The organism is Hymenobacter perfusus, assembly GCF_003944765.1.
Taxonomy (GTDB): Bacteria; Bacteroidota; Bacteroidia; order Cytophagales; family Hymenobacteraceae; genus Hymenobacter; species Hymenobacter perfusus.
Genome location: NZ_RWIU01000001.1, coordinates 328,606 through 343,069, shown reverse-complemented (window position 1 = coordinate 343,069; position 14,464 = coordinate 328,606). Strand labels below are relative to the sequence as shown.

Here is a 14,464-nt window from a genome sequence, read left to right as displayed (position 1 = left end):
AGTCCGTTTGGTTTTAAGCAAGAAGAAAAGTTGATGCGTAAACTGGTAATCCTCCTTACTCTGCTGCTACTTGGCAGTGCCCCGGCCTGGGCTCAGGACGAGGCCAAAGCCACTACCACCCCTACCAACCTGCCCGGTGAGGAAAAACTATCGGCCCAGGAGCGCGCCGAGCGGGATTTCCTGATGCCCGTGCGGCGTAAGCAAGCCGCCAAGCTGCGCGCCGCCGCCGAAGAAGCCGGCGTCCATCAGCCCGCGCTGGAGGCCACCATCCAGAACCTGGAAGCCGTGCCCGAAGAAGAGAAGCTGGCCCCGGTAGCCGCCCCCGAAGCCAAAGCCGCGGCGGCCGCCGCGCCGCACCGCACCACCAGCACCCACCGCAGCAGCTCGTCCACGCACCGCACCAGCAGCCATACTTCCTCGCGCAAAAAGACCCCCGCGAAGAAATCAACCGCCAAAAAGAAACCGACCCGTCGCCGCTAACGGCCGCCGGAGCCCAAAGAAAAAGTCCCGCTGACAGAAAGTCGGCGGGACTTTTTTGTGCATGATGAACAGGTCAGTCTCAAAGTAGTTGTTGCCGGTGGGAAGGTCATGGCTGTACGTCTGCATTGTCCTCCTCAGCCGGGTCGGGCGGGGCTATGTGGTAGCGCGGGGTGTGCCAGCGGGTCGGGCGTGCCTGAGCGAATTTCAGCCGCCAGCCGTAGCAGACCTGCACCGTGGCATACGAAATGCGCAGCGGCACCGTAAAGCGGCCATCGGTGCGCAGCTGGTTATTGGCATCGAAGTAGCTGATCTGGGTAGAGCGTATCTCGGCCAGCGGGAACAGGCCGTAGTGGTAGTTGAGGGAGAATAGCATATACTGGCGTTCCGCAAATTCATAACGGAACGCCGTTTCCGCTCCTGTTACGGGCGTCCCCTGGCGCTTGGGTTGCTGCTCCCAGGATGCCCCTACCTGGCCGTTGCCCGGGTTTCCCCATTGGCCGGTCTGGCGAACAACGGCTGGCGCTGCCCAAGCGTACGAGGCATGCAGCGCGGCTTCCAGCGTCCATTGCAGCCCCAGTTGCAACAACTCCAGCCGCCGCAGTCCTACGCCCGCCTGAACCATTCCGGCAAGCGGCAAACCACTGCTGCTGCTGCTGTAATAGGTGGCGCCTTTTTCCCGGTAGCCCAGCTCAACCGGCAGATTACTTATTTGCAGCTGCGACTCTACCATCCATCGGGGTTGCACGGGTAGTAGTACCCGTATGGTGCCACCCACGGCCAAATCGGATACGGTGCGAAAACGGTTGGGCAGCTGTTCCCGCTGCATCGATAGGTGGGCCCGCGTCAGGCCGCCGCCCAGCGCCAGCTCCGGATAGTGCTGGCCGTAAGCAAGGGTAGATAATCCGGATAGGAAGATAAGGCCGATGATTGGGCAGATGGAACACATCAGAGTAGAGAATAGCCGTAACTGGTTACGCAACGCTCAACTGCTGGAGCCCGGTATAGCAACCGCCGGCTATTCAACAGTCGCCCCGTGTGGGGTTGATCTGTTGAACAGCCGGCGGTTGCTATACCGGGCAGACTGGAGCGGTTACGCGTCCTGGGGCATGAGGCGCACCACCAGCCCATCCAGGCGCGGGTGCAGGCGGATCTGGCAGGAGAGGCGGCTGCCCTGCGTCATCACGGGCAGGCTTTCCAGCATGGCCAGCTCGTCGTCGGAGGGCTCGGGCAGCTCGGGGCCGGCCAGTACCTCTACGTGGCAGGTGCCGCACAGGGCCATTCCGCCGCAGGTAGCCTGAATGTCATAGCCATCAGCCTTCATCACCTCCATCAGGCTCAGGCCCATATCCGTCGGGGCCTGAATCTCGCGCCGCTGGCCGGGCGCCTCCTCTACATATACGCGTACGTCTTCAGTCATTTTCTTGGTTATTGGTTTGTGGTATATGGTTTTTGGCTCCGATACCAAACCAGTACCAACAACCACAAACCAATAACCAAAAACTACAAAGTAGGTACCCCGTTTACGGTGGTGTACTTGAGGGTGTACTTTTTGTCGGGGAAGATGTGCTTGAAGGCACCCTGGCACATGAGGGCCGCCTCGTGGAAGCCGCAGAGGATGAGCTTGAGCTTGCCGGGGTAGGTGTTGATGTCGCCGATGGCGAAGATGCCGGGCTCCGAGGTGGAGTAGTCCAGCGTGTTCACCTTCACGGCGTCGTTCTCAATTTCCAGGCCCCACTCACCAATTGGGCCGAGCTTGGGCGTGAGGCCGAACAGCGGAATAAACGAATCCACGTCCAACTGCTCAGCATCGCCGCTGTTGGCCGTGATGGTCACGGCGTTGAGGCGGCCGTTGCCGTGTACGTGGGTCACGTTGCTGCTGAGTACCAGCTTCACTTTGCCGGCCTCGTGCAGGTGCTGCACTTTCTCGGCCGAGTCAGCCGCGCCGCGGAAGGTAGTGCCGCGGTGTACCAGCGTTACTTCTTTGGCCACATCGGCCAGGAAAATCGTCCAGTCGAGGGCCGAGTCGCCGCCGCCGGCAATGACCAGGCGCTGGTCGCGGAAGGTTTCCGGGTCGCGCACCATGTAGTATACGCCCTTGCCCCCCTCAAAATCGGTGAGGCTTTCGATGGCGGGCTTGCGCGGCTCGAAGGAACCCAGGCCGCCGGCAATGGCAATGGCTTTGCAGTTGATTTCGGTGCCGTCGATGGTAGTTACCACGAACGAGCCATCCTCCAGCTTGTGGTAGCCTTCTACCCGCTCACCCAGCGTAAAGGTGGGGTGGAAGGGCTCAATCTGACGCATCAGGTTAGTCACCAGGTCGCCGGCCAATACCTCCGGGAAGCCCGGAATGTCGTAAATCGGCTTCTTGGGGTAGATTTCGGACAGCTGACCGCCCACCTGGGGCAGCGCGTCTACCACGTGGCAACGCAGCTTTAACAGTCCGGCTTCAAACACAGCAAACAGCCCCACCGGGCCGGCCCCGATAATGCAGATATCGGTGGAAATGGAATTGGTCATGCAGCAACAGCGAAAAACGAAACAAACGGGCTCTAACGTCCCAGGCATAACAGCCAAACATCCCAAATCGTTGGCATTGAGCCCCGATTTGGTGGTAACGGCACGTTATGCGGGGGCAAAGATAGGCATGCAGCCCTCAGCGGGTGTCCTTGTCGCAAAACAATGCACTGCTGTGCTGCTTCACCCTTGAAATGAGGTCTGTTCTTATGCCTTATTCTGGTGTCACAAATTGCAGCTAATGTGCCTTGATAAAAGTAAAATCACCGGATAAGTTTGGGCATCTGTCCACCTTTCCAAATCATTTTAGATTTATGTCCACTCCCCTTCGTTTACTTTCCGCAGCTATGCTTTTGGTAGCATCCTGTTTGACCAGCTGTAGTAAAGAGCAGGATGCCGCTCCTGCAACTCCCAACTCCACCGTGGCCAGCAATGTAACAGACCCTAATTACATTGGTGGGCCTAGCGTAATTGCGTATGGTCAGCAGGCTACGTATAGCTACGTGCACCGGGGTAACGGTGGCACCTGGGACCTAGGCTTGGATGCGGGCTTCACGGTTGTGTCAATTACTAATTACTCTGGCAAATCGTACATCGTAGTACAAGCACCAAGCTATGATTCTCAAACGACGCTGGATTTCTGGACACCGGATGAGTACTACGGTGGTGGACGGGGAATTAGCGCTGGTCCTACCACTTTGTATTAGTACGGGCTAAAGTAATTGAATGCCAGTGTAGTAAAAAAGCCCCTCAATAGTTTGCTGAGGGGCTTTTTCATGGTCGTGTAAGTAGATGCACTGTACGCTTCCCCGTTCAATAAGCCAGCGGTAGGCAGAGGTTAAGCCGCTTGTTTAAATTCGATTGGGATCATGAAATTCAAAGCCTAGTGGGGCCGTTAGGCGTTGTAATCGTGCCGCCACTCGTCGACCAGCTGGCGCACACGGGCCAGCGAGTGAAACAGGTGGGCAGCGAGCATTTCGCGGTGAAACGAGTTGTTGAAGCGTTCGATGTACGCATTCTGTGTCGGTTTGCCCGGTTGAATCCAGTTCAGCATAATGCCTTGCTGATCAAGTAACTAATGCAATTTACTGCTGATAAACTCAGGGCCGTTGTCGGTGCGCAGCTGCGTGGGGCAGCCATGATACTCGACTAAGCGCATCAGCACCCGCACAACGCGACTGGCCGGCAAGGAGAAGTCAATTTCCACGCCCAGCAGTTCGCGGTTGTGATCTTCGGGCACGTTGAGCGTCCGGAACCGGCGGCCATCGGTCAACACATCGCTGGTAAAGTCAAGCGACCAGTACACGTTGGCTGCCTCAGGCACGGCTAAGGGCTGCTTCACGCGGGCAGGTACGCGCTTTTTCCTAGGTGCCGAGGTAGGTGTGGACTCAATGCACAATAGATGCGCAACGTACGTTTATGATTGATTACCAGTCCACTTTTGCGTAGGCGGTAGTGCAGCCTCCAGAAACCCCAGCCCGGATGCCGCCCACTTAAATGCCCGCAGTGCCTGCTGCACGGGCTCATCGTTACGCCCGTGTGCCACCGGTGATAACTGCCACGGTCGAGTTCTACCAGAGCACACGCCCGGCGCTGGCTCCAGCCTTTACCTACTACGCCCCACGCTGCCTGGTGTCGCGCCGCAGGGCTGGCTGCTTTTTTCGCAGGATCTCCTTGATAGCCTGGTTATCTAAGCTCAGATCGGCGAATATCTGCTTGAGCTTGCGATTCTCCTCTTCCAGGTGCCTGAGCCGGGTAAGCTCTGCCACGCTGGCCCCGGCATACTTGCTTTTCCACGCGTAAAATGTGGCCTCACTCAAGCCGTGCTCGCGCACAATCTGAGCTTCGCTGAATCGTCCCTTCTTCATTTATCAGTCTTCAGGTAGTGAAAGTTACAGCTTTCTCTACCCACTACTGGCGCTCGATTTGGGGAAGACTACAGTTCTGCGCCCAGTTAAATGAACTAGTACTAACAACCAACTCCACCACTTCATCAAAACCATCGAGTCTAAGCTCGTTTCTCCTGGTACCAAGCGTCTCACACGAAAGTGGGAAATAGCAGCCGGGTGTTTCGTATCCCGGAAGGGGGAGCCGTTTACGAGCAACAGTCTGATGTGTACAGGGTACGGCAATCAACTGGTAAAGAGGCAGCACGATATTGAGCATGCTGCAAGATTACTCCGTTAGGTAGAAGATTCATTGCTGAGAAGCTATACGGACTTCGTGGACGCATCCGAGCATTCAGAAGCTGCTTTCCTGTGGGTTGTTCCGAGATGCTGCCGGTTGGCTGGTCTTCCGCCCGAAGGCCCAGTAGAGCGCCGGCATGCCCAATAGGTTGAGCACTGTGGAGGTGATAACGCCGCCCAGAATCACCACCGACATAGGGTGCTCGATTTCCGAGCCCGGCTCGTTGCCGGCCAGGATGATGGGCAGCAGGGCCAGCACTGAAGTCAGGGCCGTCATGATGATAGGCGACACCCGCTCCAGCGAGCCGCGAATGACCAGCTCTTTACTGAACGGCATGCCCTCTTCCCGCTCCAGATGCTGGTAGTGGCTCACAAGCATGATGCTGTTGCGGGCCGCCACCCCGAGCACGGTGATAAAGCCCACGATGGAGCCCAGCGAGAGTACGCCGCCCGTGAGAAACGCCGCCAGCAAGCAGCCCGACACGGCGAAGAACAGGCTCAAAATGCCCAGCGTAGCCAGCCGCACGGTACCGAAATCGGTGTAAAGCACCAAGAAGATGCCGATGAGCGAGAGGCACACCAGCAGCGCCATGCGGTTCTGCGAGGCCTGCCGCTCGGCGTACTCGCCCAGGATTTCGGGGTGGTAACCGGCCCCGAAGGCCACGCCATCCACTTGCGCCTGCACGTCGCGGGCGACGCTGCCCAGGTCCCGGCCGCGCACGTTCAGCGTCACGTCGATGCGGCGGGACGAGGCTTCGCGGGTGATTTCGTTGGGGGTGGGCACGATGCGTACGTCGGCCACTTCCTTGAGGGGGACGGCCCCGCCGCCGGGCAGGCCCACCAGCAGGTCGCGCACGGCCCCGAAGTCGGCGCGCACGGCCGGCTGCCCCCACACGGCCACGTCGAAAATCTTCTGCTCCTGGTAGATTTCGCCCACCTTGCGGCCCTTCACCAGCGTGCTGATGGCCTGCAATACGGTGCCGGGGCTCAGGCCGAAGCGGGCGGCGGCTTCGGGCTTGATCTTCACCTGAATCTGCGGCACCAGCGTCTGCTGCTGCACTTTCAGGTCCACTACGCCTTCCACGCCTTCGAGCTTGCCGCCCACTTCCTTGGCTTTGGTGTAGAGTTGGTCGAGGTCGGGGCCGAAGATGCGCACCACGATGGTGGCCGACGTGCCGGTCAGCACCTCCTTGATTCGCTCGCGCAGGTAGGTCAGCAGGTCGCGGTACAGGCCGGGGTAGCCGTCCACCACGGTCTGGATTTTGGCCACGGTCTGCTCGTAGTCCACGTTGGGGTCCACGGAAATCCACAGCTCGGTGAAGTTGGGGCCCACGACTTCGTCGGCCACCTCGGCGCGGCCGATGTGGGCCCCGAAGTTGCGCACGCCGGGAATGGCGCGTAGTTCCTTACTGGCCCGCACCGTAATGCGTGACATGGCCTGCAAGGAGGTGCCGGGCTTCTCCACCCAGTGCATCAGAAAGTCGTACTCTTTGAAGTTGGGCAGGAATTCCTGGCCGAAAAACGGCACCAGCAGCATCGACACCACCGCCACGCCGGTCAGCGACCAGGCCACGCGCTTGGGACGAGCCAGCAAACCAGGCAGCACGCGGGCGTAGTGCCGCTTCAGCCAGGCCACCACCGGCGCATCCTTCGACTCTTTCTCCGCGGCCTTGGGCAGCAGCAGCAACGCCAGCGCCGGTGTCAATGTCAGCGCCACGAACAGCGAAGCCAGGATGGCCAGCACGTAGGCAAAAGCCAGCGGCTGGAAAAACGCGCCCGACAAGCCCGGCAGCAGGAAAATGGGCAGCAGCACCAGCGCCACGATAACCGAGCCGTAAATCACGGCCGACCGCACCTCCATCGAGGCCTCGTATACCACCGCAAACGCGGTTTTGGGCGAGCCCGCTTCTTTATTCAGCCGCAGCCGGCGCATAATGTTTTCTACGTCGATAATGGCATCATCCACCACTTCTCCCAGCGCAATGATGAGGCCGGCCAGCACCATCGTGTCGATGGTTTTGCCGGAGTAGCGTAGCGCCAACGCCGCCGCAATCAGCGACGTAGGCAGCGCCAGGGCGCTAATGAGCGCCGTGCGCCACTCGTAGAGAAAGAACAACAGCACCAGCACCACCAGCACGCAGCCAATCAGCAGCGACTTATTCAGGTTGCTGAGGGACATTTCGATAAAGGTCGCGGGGCGGAAGATGGTCGAGTCGATTTCCAGTCCTTTCAGGCCGGGCCGCATGGCGTTCAGGGCCGCTTCCACCTGCCGGGTCACGTCCAGGGTATTCGCGCCGGGCTGCTTTTCCACAATGAGCAGCAGGCCGGGGCCGTCGTTAATCACCGCGTCGCCGATGGGCGCGGGGAAGCCCTCCACCACCTGCGCCACCTCGCCCAGCTTCAGACTCACGCCGTTGCGAAACGTGACGGGCATCTGGGCCAAGTCGGCAGCCGACTGAATAGCCGAGCTTTGCGAGACGGCCAGGCGCTGGTTGGGCGAGTCAATGAAGCCGCCGCCGGCCAGCGTGGTAGCGTCGGCTGCGGCCTTTTCCACTTCGGCCAACGTCAGGCCCAGCGTGCGTAGCTGCTCGGGGTTTACCAGCACCTGCAGCTGCCGGTCGCGCTGGCCCCAGATGGCCACGTTGGCCACGCCGGGCACCGCCATCAGGCGCGGGCGGATGCTCCAACGGGCCAGCGTCGTCATCTCCACCTGCGTGAGGCTGTCCGACGATACCCCAATCTTGAGCACCCGGCTGGTCGAAGACAGCGGCGAGAGCATCACCGGGGGCCGGGCCACGCCGGGCAGCGTGGGCGCTACCCGCGCCAGCCGCTCCTGCACCGCCTGCCGGGCGTTGTTGATGTCAATGCCCTGCGGGAAGTACAGCACCACCGACGAGAGCCCCAGCACCGACTTGGACCGGATTTTCTTCACGTCGGGCGTGCCGTTCAGGGCGTTTTCCAGCGGTACACTCACCAGGGCTTCTACCTCGGCCGTACTCAGGCCGGGCGCTTCGGTCTGCACTTCCACGTAGGGCGGCGCAAACTCGGGAAATACGTCCAGGGGCGTGTTGCGTACCACCTGCAGGCCCGCCACCAGCAACACCCCAAACAGGATGACCACCACCAGCCGCAGCCGCAGCGCCGATTCTATTATCCACTTCATGGCTTAGTGGCTGCCGCCAAATTCAGTTCCGAATAATTCTGCCGCGCCGTCGGTCACGACTTCCGCGCCGGCCTGCACGCCCCGGGAAACAACCACTTGGTTTCCCACTGCCCGCTGCACCTCGACTCGCTGCCGGGTGTACTGCAGGGGTTTGGTGCGCACGTACACCCACTGCCCGCCCGAGGCGTCGTAGAGCAGCGCGGCGGCCGGAATGGTCAGGGCGGCCGTTGTGGCGGTGCCGCCCGTGGCTGAGTTGCCGCTGCTCAGCGTCACGTCCACGGCCACCCGCTCGCCGGGGCGGAAGGCCTCGTCGGTGTTGTCCAGCTCGTAGAACACATCGGCCGCGCCCGCACCGGGCGTGCCGGTACCGGCGGAAGCGCTGAGCAAGTGGGCTTCCACCGCCCGGGCTTGCCGCGTCGCGCCCCCGTTCAGGGGCCGCACGGTCACGGATTGGTCCTTGCCTACCCGGTGCAAATCGCCCACGAACAGCGGTACCCGCACCCATACTTTGTTGAGGGCGGCCAGCTCCACCAGCACTGTGTTGGCCGTCACCACCGAGCCGGGCGCGACGCTCACGCGCTGCACCACCCCGCTCAGCGGCGCTTTGATGGGCAGAGCCTGCCCGCCGTTGGTATTGCCGTTCATTGCCCCCTGCCGGGCGCGGGCGTCGGCCAGGGCGCGCTGGGCCAACGCCACATCGGCGCGGGCGTCGTCGCGGGCCCGGACGCTGCCCGCGCGGTCGGCCAGCAGCTCCTCGGCCCGTTGCAGGCGGGCCTGGGCCACCTGCAGCTGGGTGCGGGCCTGAGTAATGCCCTGGTCGAGGGTGAGCAGGTCGCGCTCCGGTGGCAGCGGCACCAGACTATACAGCGTTTGGCCCTGGCGTACGCGCTGGCCGGCCGTCAGGCTGGCCCCGCCGCGCAGCGTGCCCTGCACGGGGGCCACGATGGTGACGGCCTGGCCCGGCACGGCCTGAATCTCGCCGCCCACCTCGCGGGTGGCCTGTACGTTGTCGGTTGTGATGGCCACGGTTTTGATGCCCAGCCGCTTTTCCGCGTCGGCGGTAATCACTACGGTGGTCAGGTCCGACTCCTTGACCGGATTTTCGACCTCGGCGGGGCTGACGGCCTTGGGCTTTTCGGCGTTGCCGCAGGCCACCACGCCGCCGAGCAGGCTGGTCAGCGCCAGGCAGCGCGCTGCTATCAGCAGAGAGGATGTGAACGGGGGAAAGTACATGGCAGGAAGAAGTCGGAGAAGTTAGAAGCGGCCCCCCACGGCGTAGCGCAACCGGGCCAGAGCGCGGCGCTGGTCGGCGCGGGCGTCGGCGGCGCGCTGGCGGGCGTCGAGCAGCTGGCGGGTGGTTTCGGCCACCTGCACGTAGGGGAAGTCGCCGTTGATGAAGGCGTTGGTGGAGCGGCGTAGCGCGTCAGTGAGGCTGGGCAGGTAGCTTCGGTCCCACAGGGCCACGCTCTGGGTGGCCTGCTCGTACTGAGCGTAAGCCTCGCGCACGTCCAGGTTCACAGTCTGGCGCAGCGCCAGGTACTGCCAGGAGGCCTGTTCCAGTTCGGCTTTCACCCGCGAGATGCGGCCCTGGTTGCGGTTGAAGATGGGCAGGCCGATGGCCGCGCCCGGCCCCAGGTGCACGGGGTTGGGGTCGTTGAGGCGGGCATTGAGCGAGAGCACAAACGAAAACACCCGGCTCCGTTCCCATTTCAGCCGCTTGCCAATGCCCTCGATACCGATGCGCGCCGCCCACAAATCGGGCCTGGCCGCGTAGGCCGAGTCCAGCAGCGTGCGCAGCGGCGGCACGGCCGGCGTGGTGGAAGTAACCGGCACAGCAAACCGGACGGAATCAGCATTCACCGAATCCAGCCCGAGCGTGGCAAAAAGCCGTAGGCGGGCCACCTGGGCGTCGCGGCGGGCGCGGTAGAAGTCGTCCACGGCGCGTAGGCTGTCAGCACTGGGGGCCACGGTTTCCAGCTCGCTGGCCTCGCCCACCCGGTAGCGGGCCCGTACGATGCGCGCCACCTCGGCCCGCATGATAATGGCCTCGCGGGCAATGCGCAGCCGCTCCTCGGCCAGAGTAATGTCGGTGTAGCTCACTTGGGCGTCGCGGCTCACCAGCAGGCCCCGGCTCACCAGGCTTTCGGCCACGCGCTGGGTTTCCAGCTGGGCGGCCCCCACCCGGCCGGGGCGCTGCCAGAGCAGGTCGGAGGCGAAGTTCAGGGCCAGAAACACGGGCGAGGTGCCGTAGGATGTCACGCCCGTCAGCACCGGGTTAGCCAGCAGACTTGCATCCTGCAAATCGGCCTGGGCCAGGGCCAGCGTACTCAGGTCGGCCTGAAAGGCGGGGTTGCGGGTGAGGGCCAGGTCCACGGTTTCCTCCTCGCTCAGGCCGTCCTGCAGGTTGGGCAGCGCGGGGGCTGGGGCATTGGCGGCTCGGGTTGTGCCGATGTCATAGCCGCCATGGGTTTTCAGCTGTTCGGCTACATGCTCCCGGTTGTAGGTCGATTTGGTACTCACGCAGCCCGCCAGCAGCAAGGGCAGCGCCAGCAGCCAGAGGCCGCGCCGGCGAAGCGTGGCGGCCATGAAAACGGAAGGTGGAAGCGGGAAATGTACGGTCACGGCAACGGCTGCTGGGGGCAACTACCCGGGCAAAAACTGCCGCCGGGGTAGGCACAAAGTAGGATCTTATACTTAGCTAGCTGGCCCAGGCGTGGTTTCACCGCTTTTTATGGCTCGCACGAGTAGTACTAAACCTAAGTATGAAGAATGGATGAAGTTAATGTGAGCCCAAGAGTACAACACCTTTCTGAAGCAATTCTGTAGTTGTTAGGCCACCACGGTAAGGGGTGTTCGTGCCGATCAGCAGGCTAACGCGTGCTTAGCCCCGCCGGGCCAGCCAGTAGGTGCGGGTGTCGCGCCACAGCTGGCGCAGGTTCAAGGCGGAGCGGTCGAAAAGCAGGTGCATGCCGCCCACCCAGCCCACGGAGCCCACCCAGCCGGCCAGCACATCGGAGGGGAAATGCACGCCCAAATACATGCGCGACCAGCCCATGAGCAGCGCCCAGGCCGTGCCCACGGCCACGGCCACCCAGCGGGCCCGGGTGGGCCAGAGCAGCACGCCCAGCGTCAGGGCCAGCGCTGCCGCGCCCATGGCGTGCCCGCTGGGAAAGCTGTAGGTGGTTTCCGGGGCAATGGACATCCAGAGCGCCGGCCGGGCCCGCGCCAACAGCAACTTAGCCAATAGGTTCAGGGCCCCGGCGCCGCCCACCGATAGCAGAAAAAACAGGGCTGCCCGCCGCTGCCGGGCCAGCAGCAAGCCGCCCAGCACGGCCGCTTCCACCACCGGCGTCCACAGGGTGCCGCCGGCCCGGGCCATCCACAGGGCCACGGCATCCTGGCCAGGGCTGCCAGTCCGGTGCAGCAGCTCCAGCAGGGCCTGGTCGCCGAAAAAGCCCTGGTCTTCCCACACTTCCTGGGCCACCTTGATGAACACGCACCAGGGTCCTACAAAGCCCAGCAGCAGCCCGAGCAGCAGCTGGCGGTGCTGCCGCCAGAGCAGTCGGCCAAAGCCCCAAAGTGCGGATAGATACATGCGGCGGGCGGGTGGGGAAGTAGTCGGCAGCTGGTGGCTGCCAGCGGGAGCCGGGACGCCTGATTAGCTGCGCGGTGACTCGGTTTGCGAGGAGGACTGGGGCCGCCAGGTGGTATACGCCACCAGCGCCACCAGCAGTAGCAGCAGTAGCAGGGAGGAGCCCTGCGTGCCGAACCCCAGCCCGTTTTTCGCCACCGGCTTGGTGAGCAGGTCGCCAAAGGTGGCCCCGAACGGCCTGGTCAGCACGAAGGCCAGCCAGAAGAGCAGCACCCGCGAAATGCCGGTGAGATAGTAGGCCCCGACCACGACGGCCAGCAGGCTGCCGATGAGCAGCGCGCCACCCCCGAACCCCAGCCCGGAGCTGTCGGCCAGGTAGTCGCCCAGCGCGGTGCCCAGCGTGTTGGACACTAGAATGGCCGTCCAGTAGAACAGCTCGCCCCGGCGGGTGCGGATATCGGACACGGACAAGGACTTTTCGCTTGCCCACCACAACCCCAGCACGACCAGCAGCAGGCCTACCAGTAGCCCCGCCCCCGTGGCATACCCCAGGCCCAGGGTCCGGTCCAGGTAGTCCGAGAGGGTGGTGCCGGCCGTACTCGTGGCCAGAATCACGGCCCAGTACAGGGCGGGAACGTAGTGCCGGGCGGCCAGCTGCCCCAGCAGCACCGCCAGAAACAGCCCGAGCAGCAGCAGGGTGCTGGCCCCATAGCCCACGTTGAGCGTCTGGGCCAGCAGGTCACCGGCCGTTTCCCCCAGGGTCGTCGCGCAGATTTTCATTACCCAGAACAGCAGGGTAACCTCGGGAATCTTTTTCAGGACGGATTGCATACAACCGGGCCGTTAGTGAGCACGCCAGCTTACCGTCAGGCCGGGCGTGCCGCCGCCGAAGTAGGCCGGGGCCACGTTCAGGCCTACCAACATGGGCTTGCGGCCCCAGCGGTTGCGGTGGGTGAGGTAGCCCAGGTGGGCCGACAGAATGCCAAAGCCGGCCCCGGCCACCACGTCGCTCTGCCAGTGCTTGCTGTTGATCATGCGCAGCGCGGCCACACTGGTAGCCAGCGTATACGCCCCGATGCCGTACCACTGGCTCTTGTCGCGGAACTCAGTATGCACGATGCTGGCCGCCAGAAACGCCTGCGCCGTGTGCCCCGAGGGAAACGACAGGTTATCAGACCCATCAGGCCGGGTTTCTTTAGATAGAAACTTCACCGCGTAGGTGGTGCTGAACATAATCAGCTCGCTTTTCAGCACTACCAGCCCGATGTTCAGGCGGTCATCGCGCGACTCCACCCCGGAGAACAGCACGGCCCCCAGCTCCAGGTAGGGGGCGAAGAGGAGCAGGTCGTCGGCGCGGGTGCGGAAGGTGGGAAATACCCGGTGAATGTCGCGGTTGGCCTGTTGGTTGGTGTAAAAGCCGCCCCCGTTGAAGGTGTAGGCCCCGTAGCCAATGAGCACGGCCGGCACGATACTGGCTTTCACCAGTTTGCCGGCATACCACGGCTTCTGGCTGACCGCCGCAACGGCCGTGGGATTCTCAAACTTGTGCGTGGTATCCGGGAGTACCGTCTGCGAAGGCATCACCTGCGCAGAGATAGGGTGAGCTACTACGCCGCTCAACAGGAGCAGTAACGGGTAATGGATAAGTCGCTTGAGCATATGATGCTTTACAGAAAGTAATGCCAGAGTAAGAAATGGTGCTAGTGTAGAAAGCAGAAGGTCGCTACCTACCTCACAGCCGGACCACCGCGGTGGCTCCCACGGCTCCCTGCTGGTAGCTGGGCACCACCAGCGCCCGGCTGCCCAGCACCCGGCGCATCGGCTTCATCAGGCGCGGATATAGCCAGTAGGCCGCCTCGGTGGAGAGAATGCCCACGCCGGCTCCGGCCAGCACGTCGGAGAGCCAGTGCGCATCTTTAGCCATGCGGATGCCCCCCGTGGTGGCAGCCACGCCGTATCCCCCGAGGCTGTACCAGATGCTGCGCCCGCCGTATTCCTTGTGCAGGAACGTGGCCGAGGCGAAGGCCAGGCTGGTGTGCTGGCTGGGAAAGGAATGGAGGTTGGACCCGTCGGGGCGCTGCACCTGCGTGAGCTTCTTCAGGTTGCTGGTTGCCGCGTCGTTGAGGGTGAAGGCCAGCGCCGCCAGCAGCAGCTGGTCCACTGGTTTGTGGCGGCCCGGCACCCCGGCCAGGCCCAGGCCGAGCGTTACCGCGCCCGGCAGGTAGCGCAGCTGGTTGTCGAGCGTCGTGGTGGGCCGGCCCATGTGCTCGCGGATTTCCTCCCGCATCTCCTCGTCTGATTCCAGCACCTCTACCCGGTGGGTGGTCAGGGCGCCGGCCGTGAGCAGCAGCGTGGGCACCAGCACCGCCCGGCTCACCGGCCGCTGCCAGAGCGTCCGGCGAACGGTGGAGTCACCGGAAGAGGACGTTATCGGAGCAGCCGGGGCTATCTGAGCCCGCAATGGGAACAGGGGCAGCAGACAGCACAGCCAGGAAAGCAGCACAGAGCGAAACATACAGAAGGCAGCAG

14 protein-coding genes are annotated in these 14,464 nt (G+C 62.9%); 1 reads left to right on the top strand and 13 read right to left on the bottom strand.

The window, feature by feature from the left end:
* Nucleotides 1-33 precede the first annotated feature (33 nt).
* Nucleotides 34-480: a hypothetical protein gene (locus EI293_RS01475; protein ID WP_125435036.1), complete on the top strand. Its 447-nt coding sequence runs from the start codon at nt 34-36 to the stop codon at nt 478-480.
* Between the two features lie 106 nt (nt 481-586).
* Here EI293_RS01475 and EI293_RS01470 read toward each other — a convergent pair whose 3' ends face one another.
* From EI293_RS01470 to EI293_RS01410, 13 genes are all read right to left on the bottom strand, one after another.
* Entirely contained in the window at nt 587-1,426 is an 840-nt protein-coding gene (locus EI293_RS01470) for a hypothetical protein (RefSeq protein WP_125435035.1), read from the bottom strand.
* A 144-nt stretch (nt 1,427-1,570) separates the two neighbouring features.
* Nucleotides 1,571-1,897 carry a 2Fe-2S iron-sulfur cluster-binding protein gene (locus tag EI293_RS01465; protein WP_125435033.1) on the bottom strand — a complete coding sequence of 109 codons (327 nt, stop codon included), beginning with the start codon at nt 1,895-1,897 and terminating at the stop codon, nt 1,571-1,573.
* 83 nt (nt 1,898-1,980) lie between these two features.
* Nucleotides 1,981-2,997: an NAD(P)/FAD-dependent oxidoreductase gene (locus tag EI293_RS01460; RefSeq protein ID WP_125435031.1), complete on the bottom strand. Its 1,017-nt coding sequence runs from the start codon at nt 2,995-2,997 to the stop codon at nt 1,981-1,983.
* An 892-nt stretch (nt 2,998-3,889) separates the two neighbouring features.
* Nucleotides 3,890-4,048 (bottom strand): integrase core domain-containing protein, encoded by a 159-nt coding sequence (locus EI293_RS01455; protein ID WP_125435029.1) that lies wholly within the window; start codon nt 4,046-4,048, stop codon nt 3,890-3,892.
* Between the two features lie 21 nt (nt 4,049-4,069).
* Nucleotides 4,070-4,336, bottom strand: a complete 267-nt coding sequence (locus EI293_RS01450) for an integrase catalytic domain-containing protein (protein ID WP_170170194.1) — start codon at nt 4,334-4,336, stop codon at nt 4,070-4,072.
* Between the two features lie 271 nt (nt 4,337-4,607).
* Nucleotides 4,608-4,862, bottom strand: a complete 255-nt coding sequence (locus EI293_RS01445) for a transposase (RefSeq protein ID WP_125435025.1) — start codon at nt 4,860-4,862, stop codon at nt 4,608-4,610.
* Between the two features lie 373 nt (nt 4,863-5,235).
* Nucleotides 5,236-8,343, bottom strand: a complete 3,108-nt coding sequence (locus EI293_RS01440; protein WP_125435023.1) for an efflux RND transporter permease subunit — start codon at nt 8,341-8,343, stop codon at nt 5,236-5,238.
* Between the two features lie 3 nt (nt 8,344-8,346).
* A complete protein-coding gene (locus EI293_RS01435) occupies nt 8,347-9,576 on the bottom strand; it encodes an efflux RND transporter periplasmic adaptor subunit (protein WP_125435021.1) in 1,230 nt (409 codons plus the stop codon).
* A 21-nt stretch (nt 9,577-9,597) separates the two neighbouring features.
* Nucleotides 9,598-10,929 (bottom strand): TolC family protein, encoded by a 1,332-nt coding sequence (locus tag EI293_RS01430; protein ID WP_125435019.1) that lies wholly within the window; start codon nt 10,927-10,929, stop codon nt 9,598-9,600.
* 295 nt (nt 10,930-11,224) lie between these two features.
* On the bottom strand, nt 11,225-11,938 hold the full coding sequence (locus EI293_RS01425; protein WP_125435017.1) for a phosphatase PAP2 family protein: 714 nt from the start codon (nt 11,936-11,938) through the stop codon (nt 11,225-11,227).
* A 63-nt stretch (nt 11,939-12,001) separates the two neighbouring features.
* A complete protein-coding gene (locus EI293_RS01420) occupies nt 12,002-12,766 on the bottom strand; it encodes a COG4705 family protein (RefSeq protein WP_211339458.1) in 765 nt (254 codons plus the stop codon).
* 12 nt (nt 12,767-12,778) lie between these two features.
* Complete coding sequence (locus EI293_RS01415) at nt 12,779-13,594, bottom strand: phosphatase PAP2 family protein (protein ID WP_125435014.1); 816 nt, start codon at nt 13,592-13,594, stop codon at nt 12,779-12,781.
* 73 nt (nt 13,595-13,667) lie between these two features.
* Nucleotides 13,668-14,450 carry a phosphatase PAP2 family protein gene (locus tag EI293_RS01410; protein WP_125435011.1) on the bottom strand — a complete coding sequence of 261 codons (783 nt, stop codon included), beginning with the start codon at nt 14,448-14,450 and terminating at the stop codon, nt 13,668-13,670.
* Nucleotides 14,451-14,464 lie beyond the last annotated feature (14 nt).

Bases quoted from the DNA above. Each gene is read 5' to 3' on its own strand.
- EI293_RS01475 (WP_125435036.1), top strand. From the start codon at position 34: ATGCGTAAACTGGTAATCCTCCTTACTCTGCTGCTACTTGGCAGTGCC.
- EI293_RS01470 (WP_125435035.1), bottom strand. From the start codon at position 1,426: ATGTGTTCCATCTGCCCAATCATCGGCCTTATCTTCCTATCCGGATTA.
- EI293_RS01465 (WP_125435033.1), bottom strand. From the start codon at position 1,897: ATGACTGAAGACGTACGCGTATATGTAGAGGAGGCGCCCGGCCAGCGG.
- EI293_RS01460 (WP_125435031.1), bottom strand. From the start codon at position 2,997: ATGACCAATTCCATTTCCACCGATATCTGCATTATCGGGGCCGGCCCG.
- EI293_RS01455 (WP_125435029.1), bottom strand. From the start codon at position 4,048: ATGCTGAACTGGATTCAACCGGGCAAACCGACACAGAATGCGTACATC.
- EI293_RS01445 (WP_125435025.1), bottom strand. From the start codon at position 4,862: ATGAAGAAGGGACGATTCAGCGAAGCTCAGATTGTGCGCGAGCACGGC.
- EI293_RS01440 (WP_125435023.1), bottom strand. From the start codon at position 8,343: ATGAAGTGGATAATAGAATCGGCGCTGCGGCTGCGGCTGGTGGTGGTC.
- EI293_RS01435 (WP_125435021.1), bottom strand. From the start codon at position 9,576: ATGTACTTTCCCCCGTTCACATCCTCTCTGCTGATAGCAGCGCGCTGC.
- EI293_RS01430 (WP_125435019.1), bottom strand. From the start codon at position 10,929: ATGGCCGCCACGCTTCGCCGGCGCGGCCTCTGGCTGCTGGCGCTGCCC.
- EI293_RS01425 (WP_125435017.1), bottom strand. From the start codon at position 11,938: ATGTATCTATCCGCACTTTGGGGCTTTGGCCGACTGCTCTGGCGGCAG.
- EI293_RS01420 (WP_211339458.1), bottom strand. From the start codon at position 12,766: ATGCAATCCGTCCTGAAAAAGATTCCCGAGGTTACCCTGCTGTTCTGG.
- EI293_RS01415 (WP_125435014.1), bottom strand. From the start codon at position 13,594: ATGCTCAAGCGACTTATCCATTACCCGTTACTGCTCCTGTTGAGCGGC.
- EI293_RS01410 (WP_125435011.1), bottom strand. From the start codon at position 14,450: ATGTTTCGCTCTGTGCTGCTTTCCTGGCTGTGCTGTCTGCTGCCCCTG.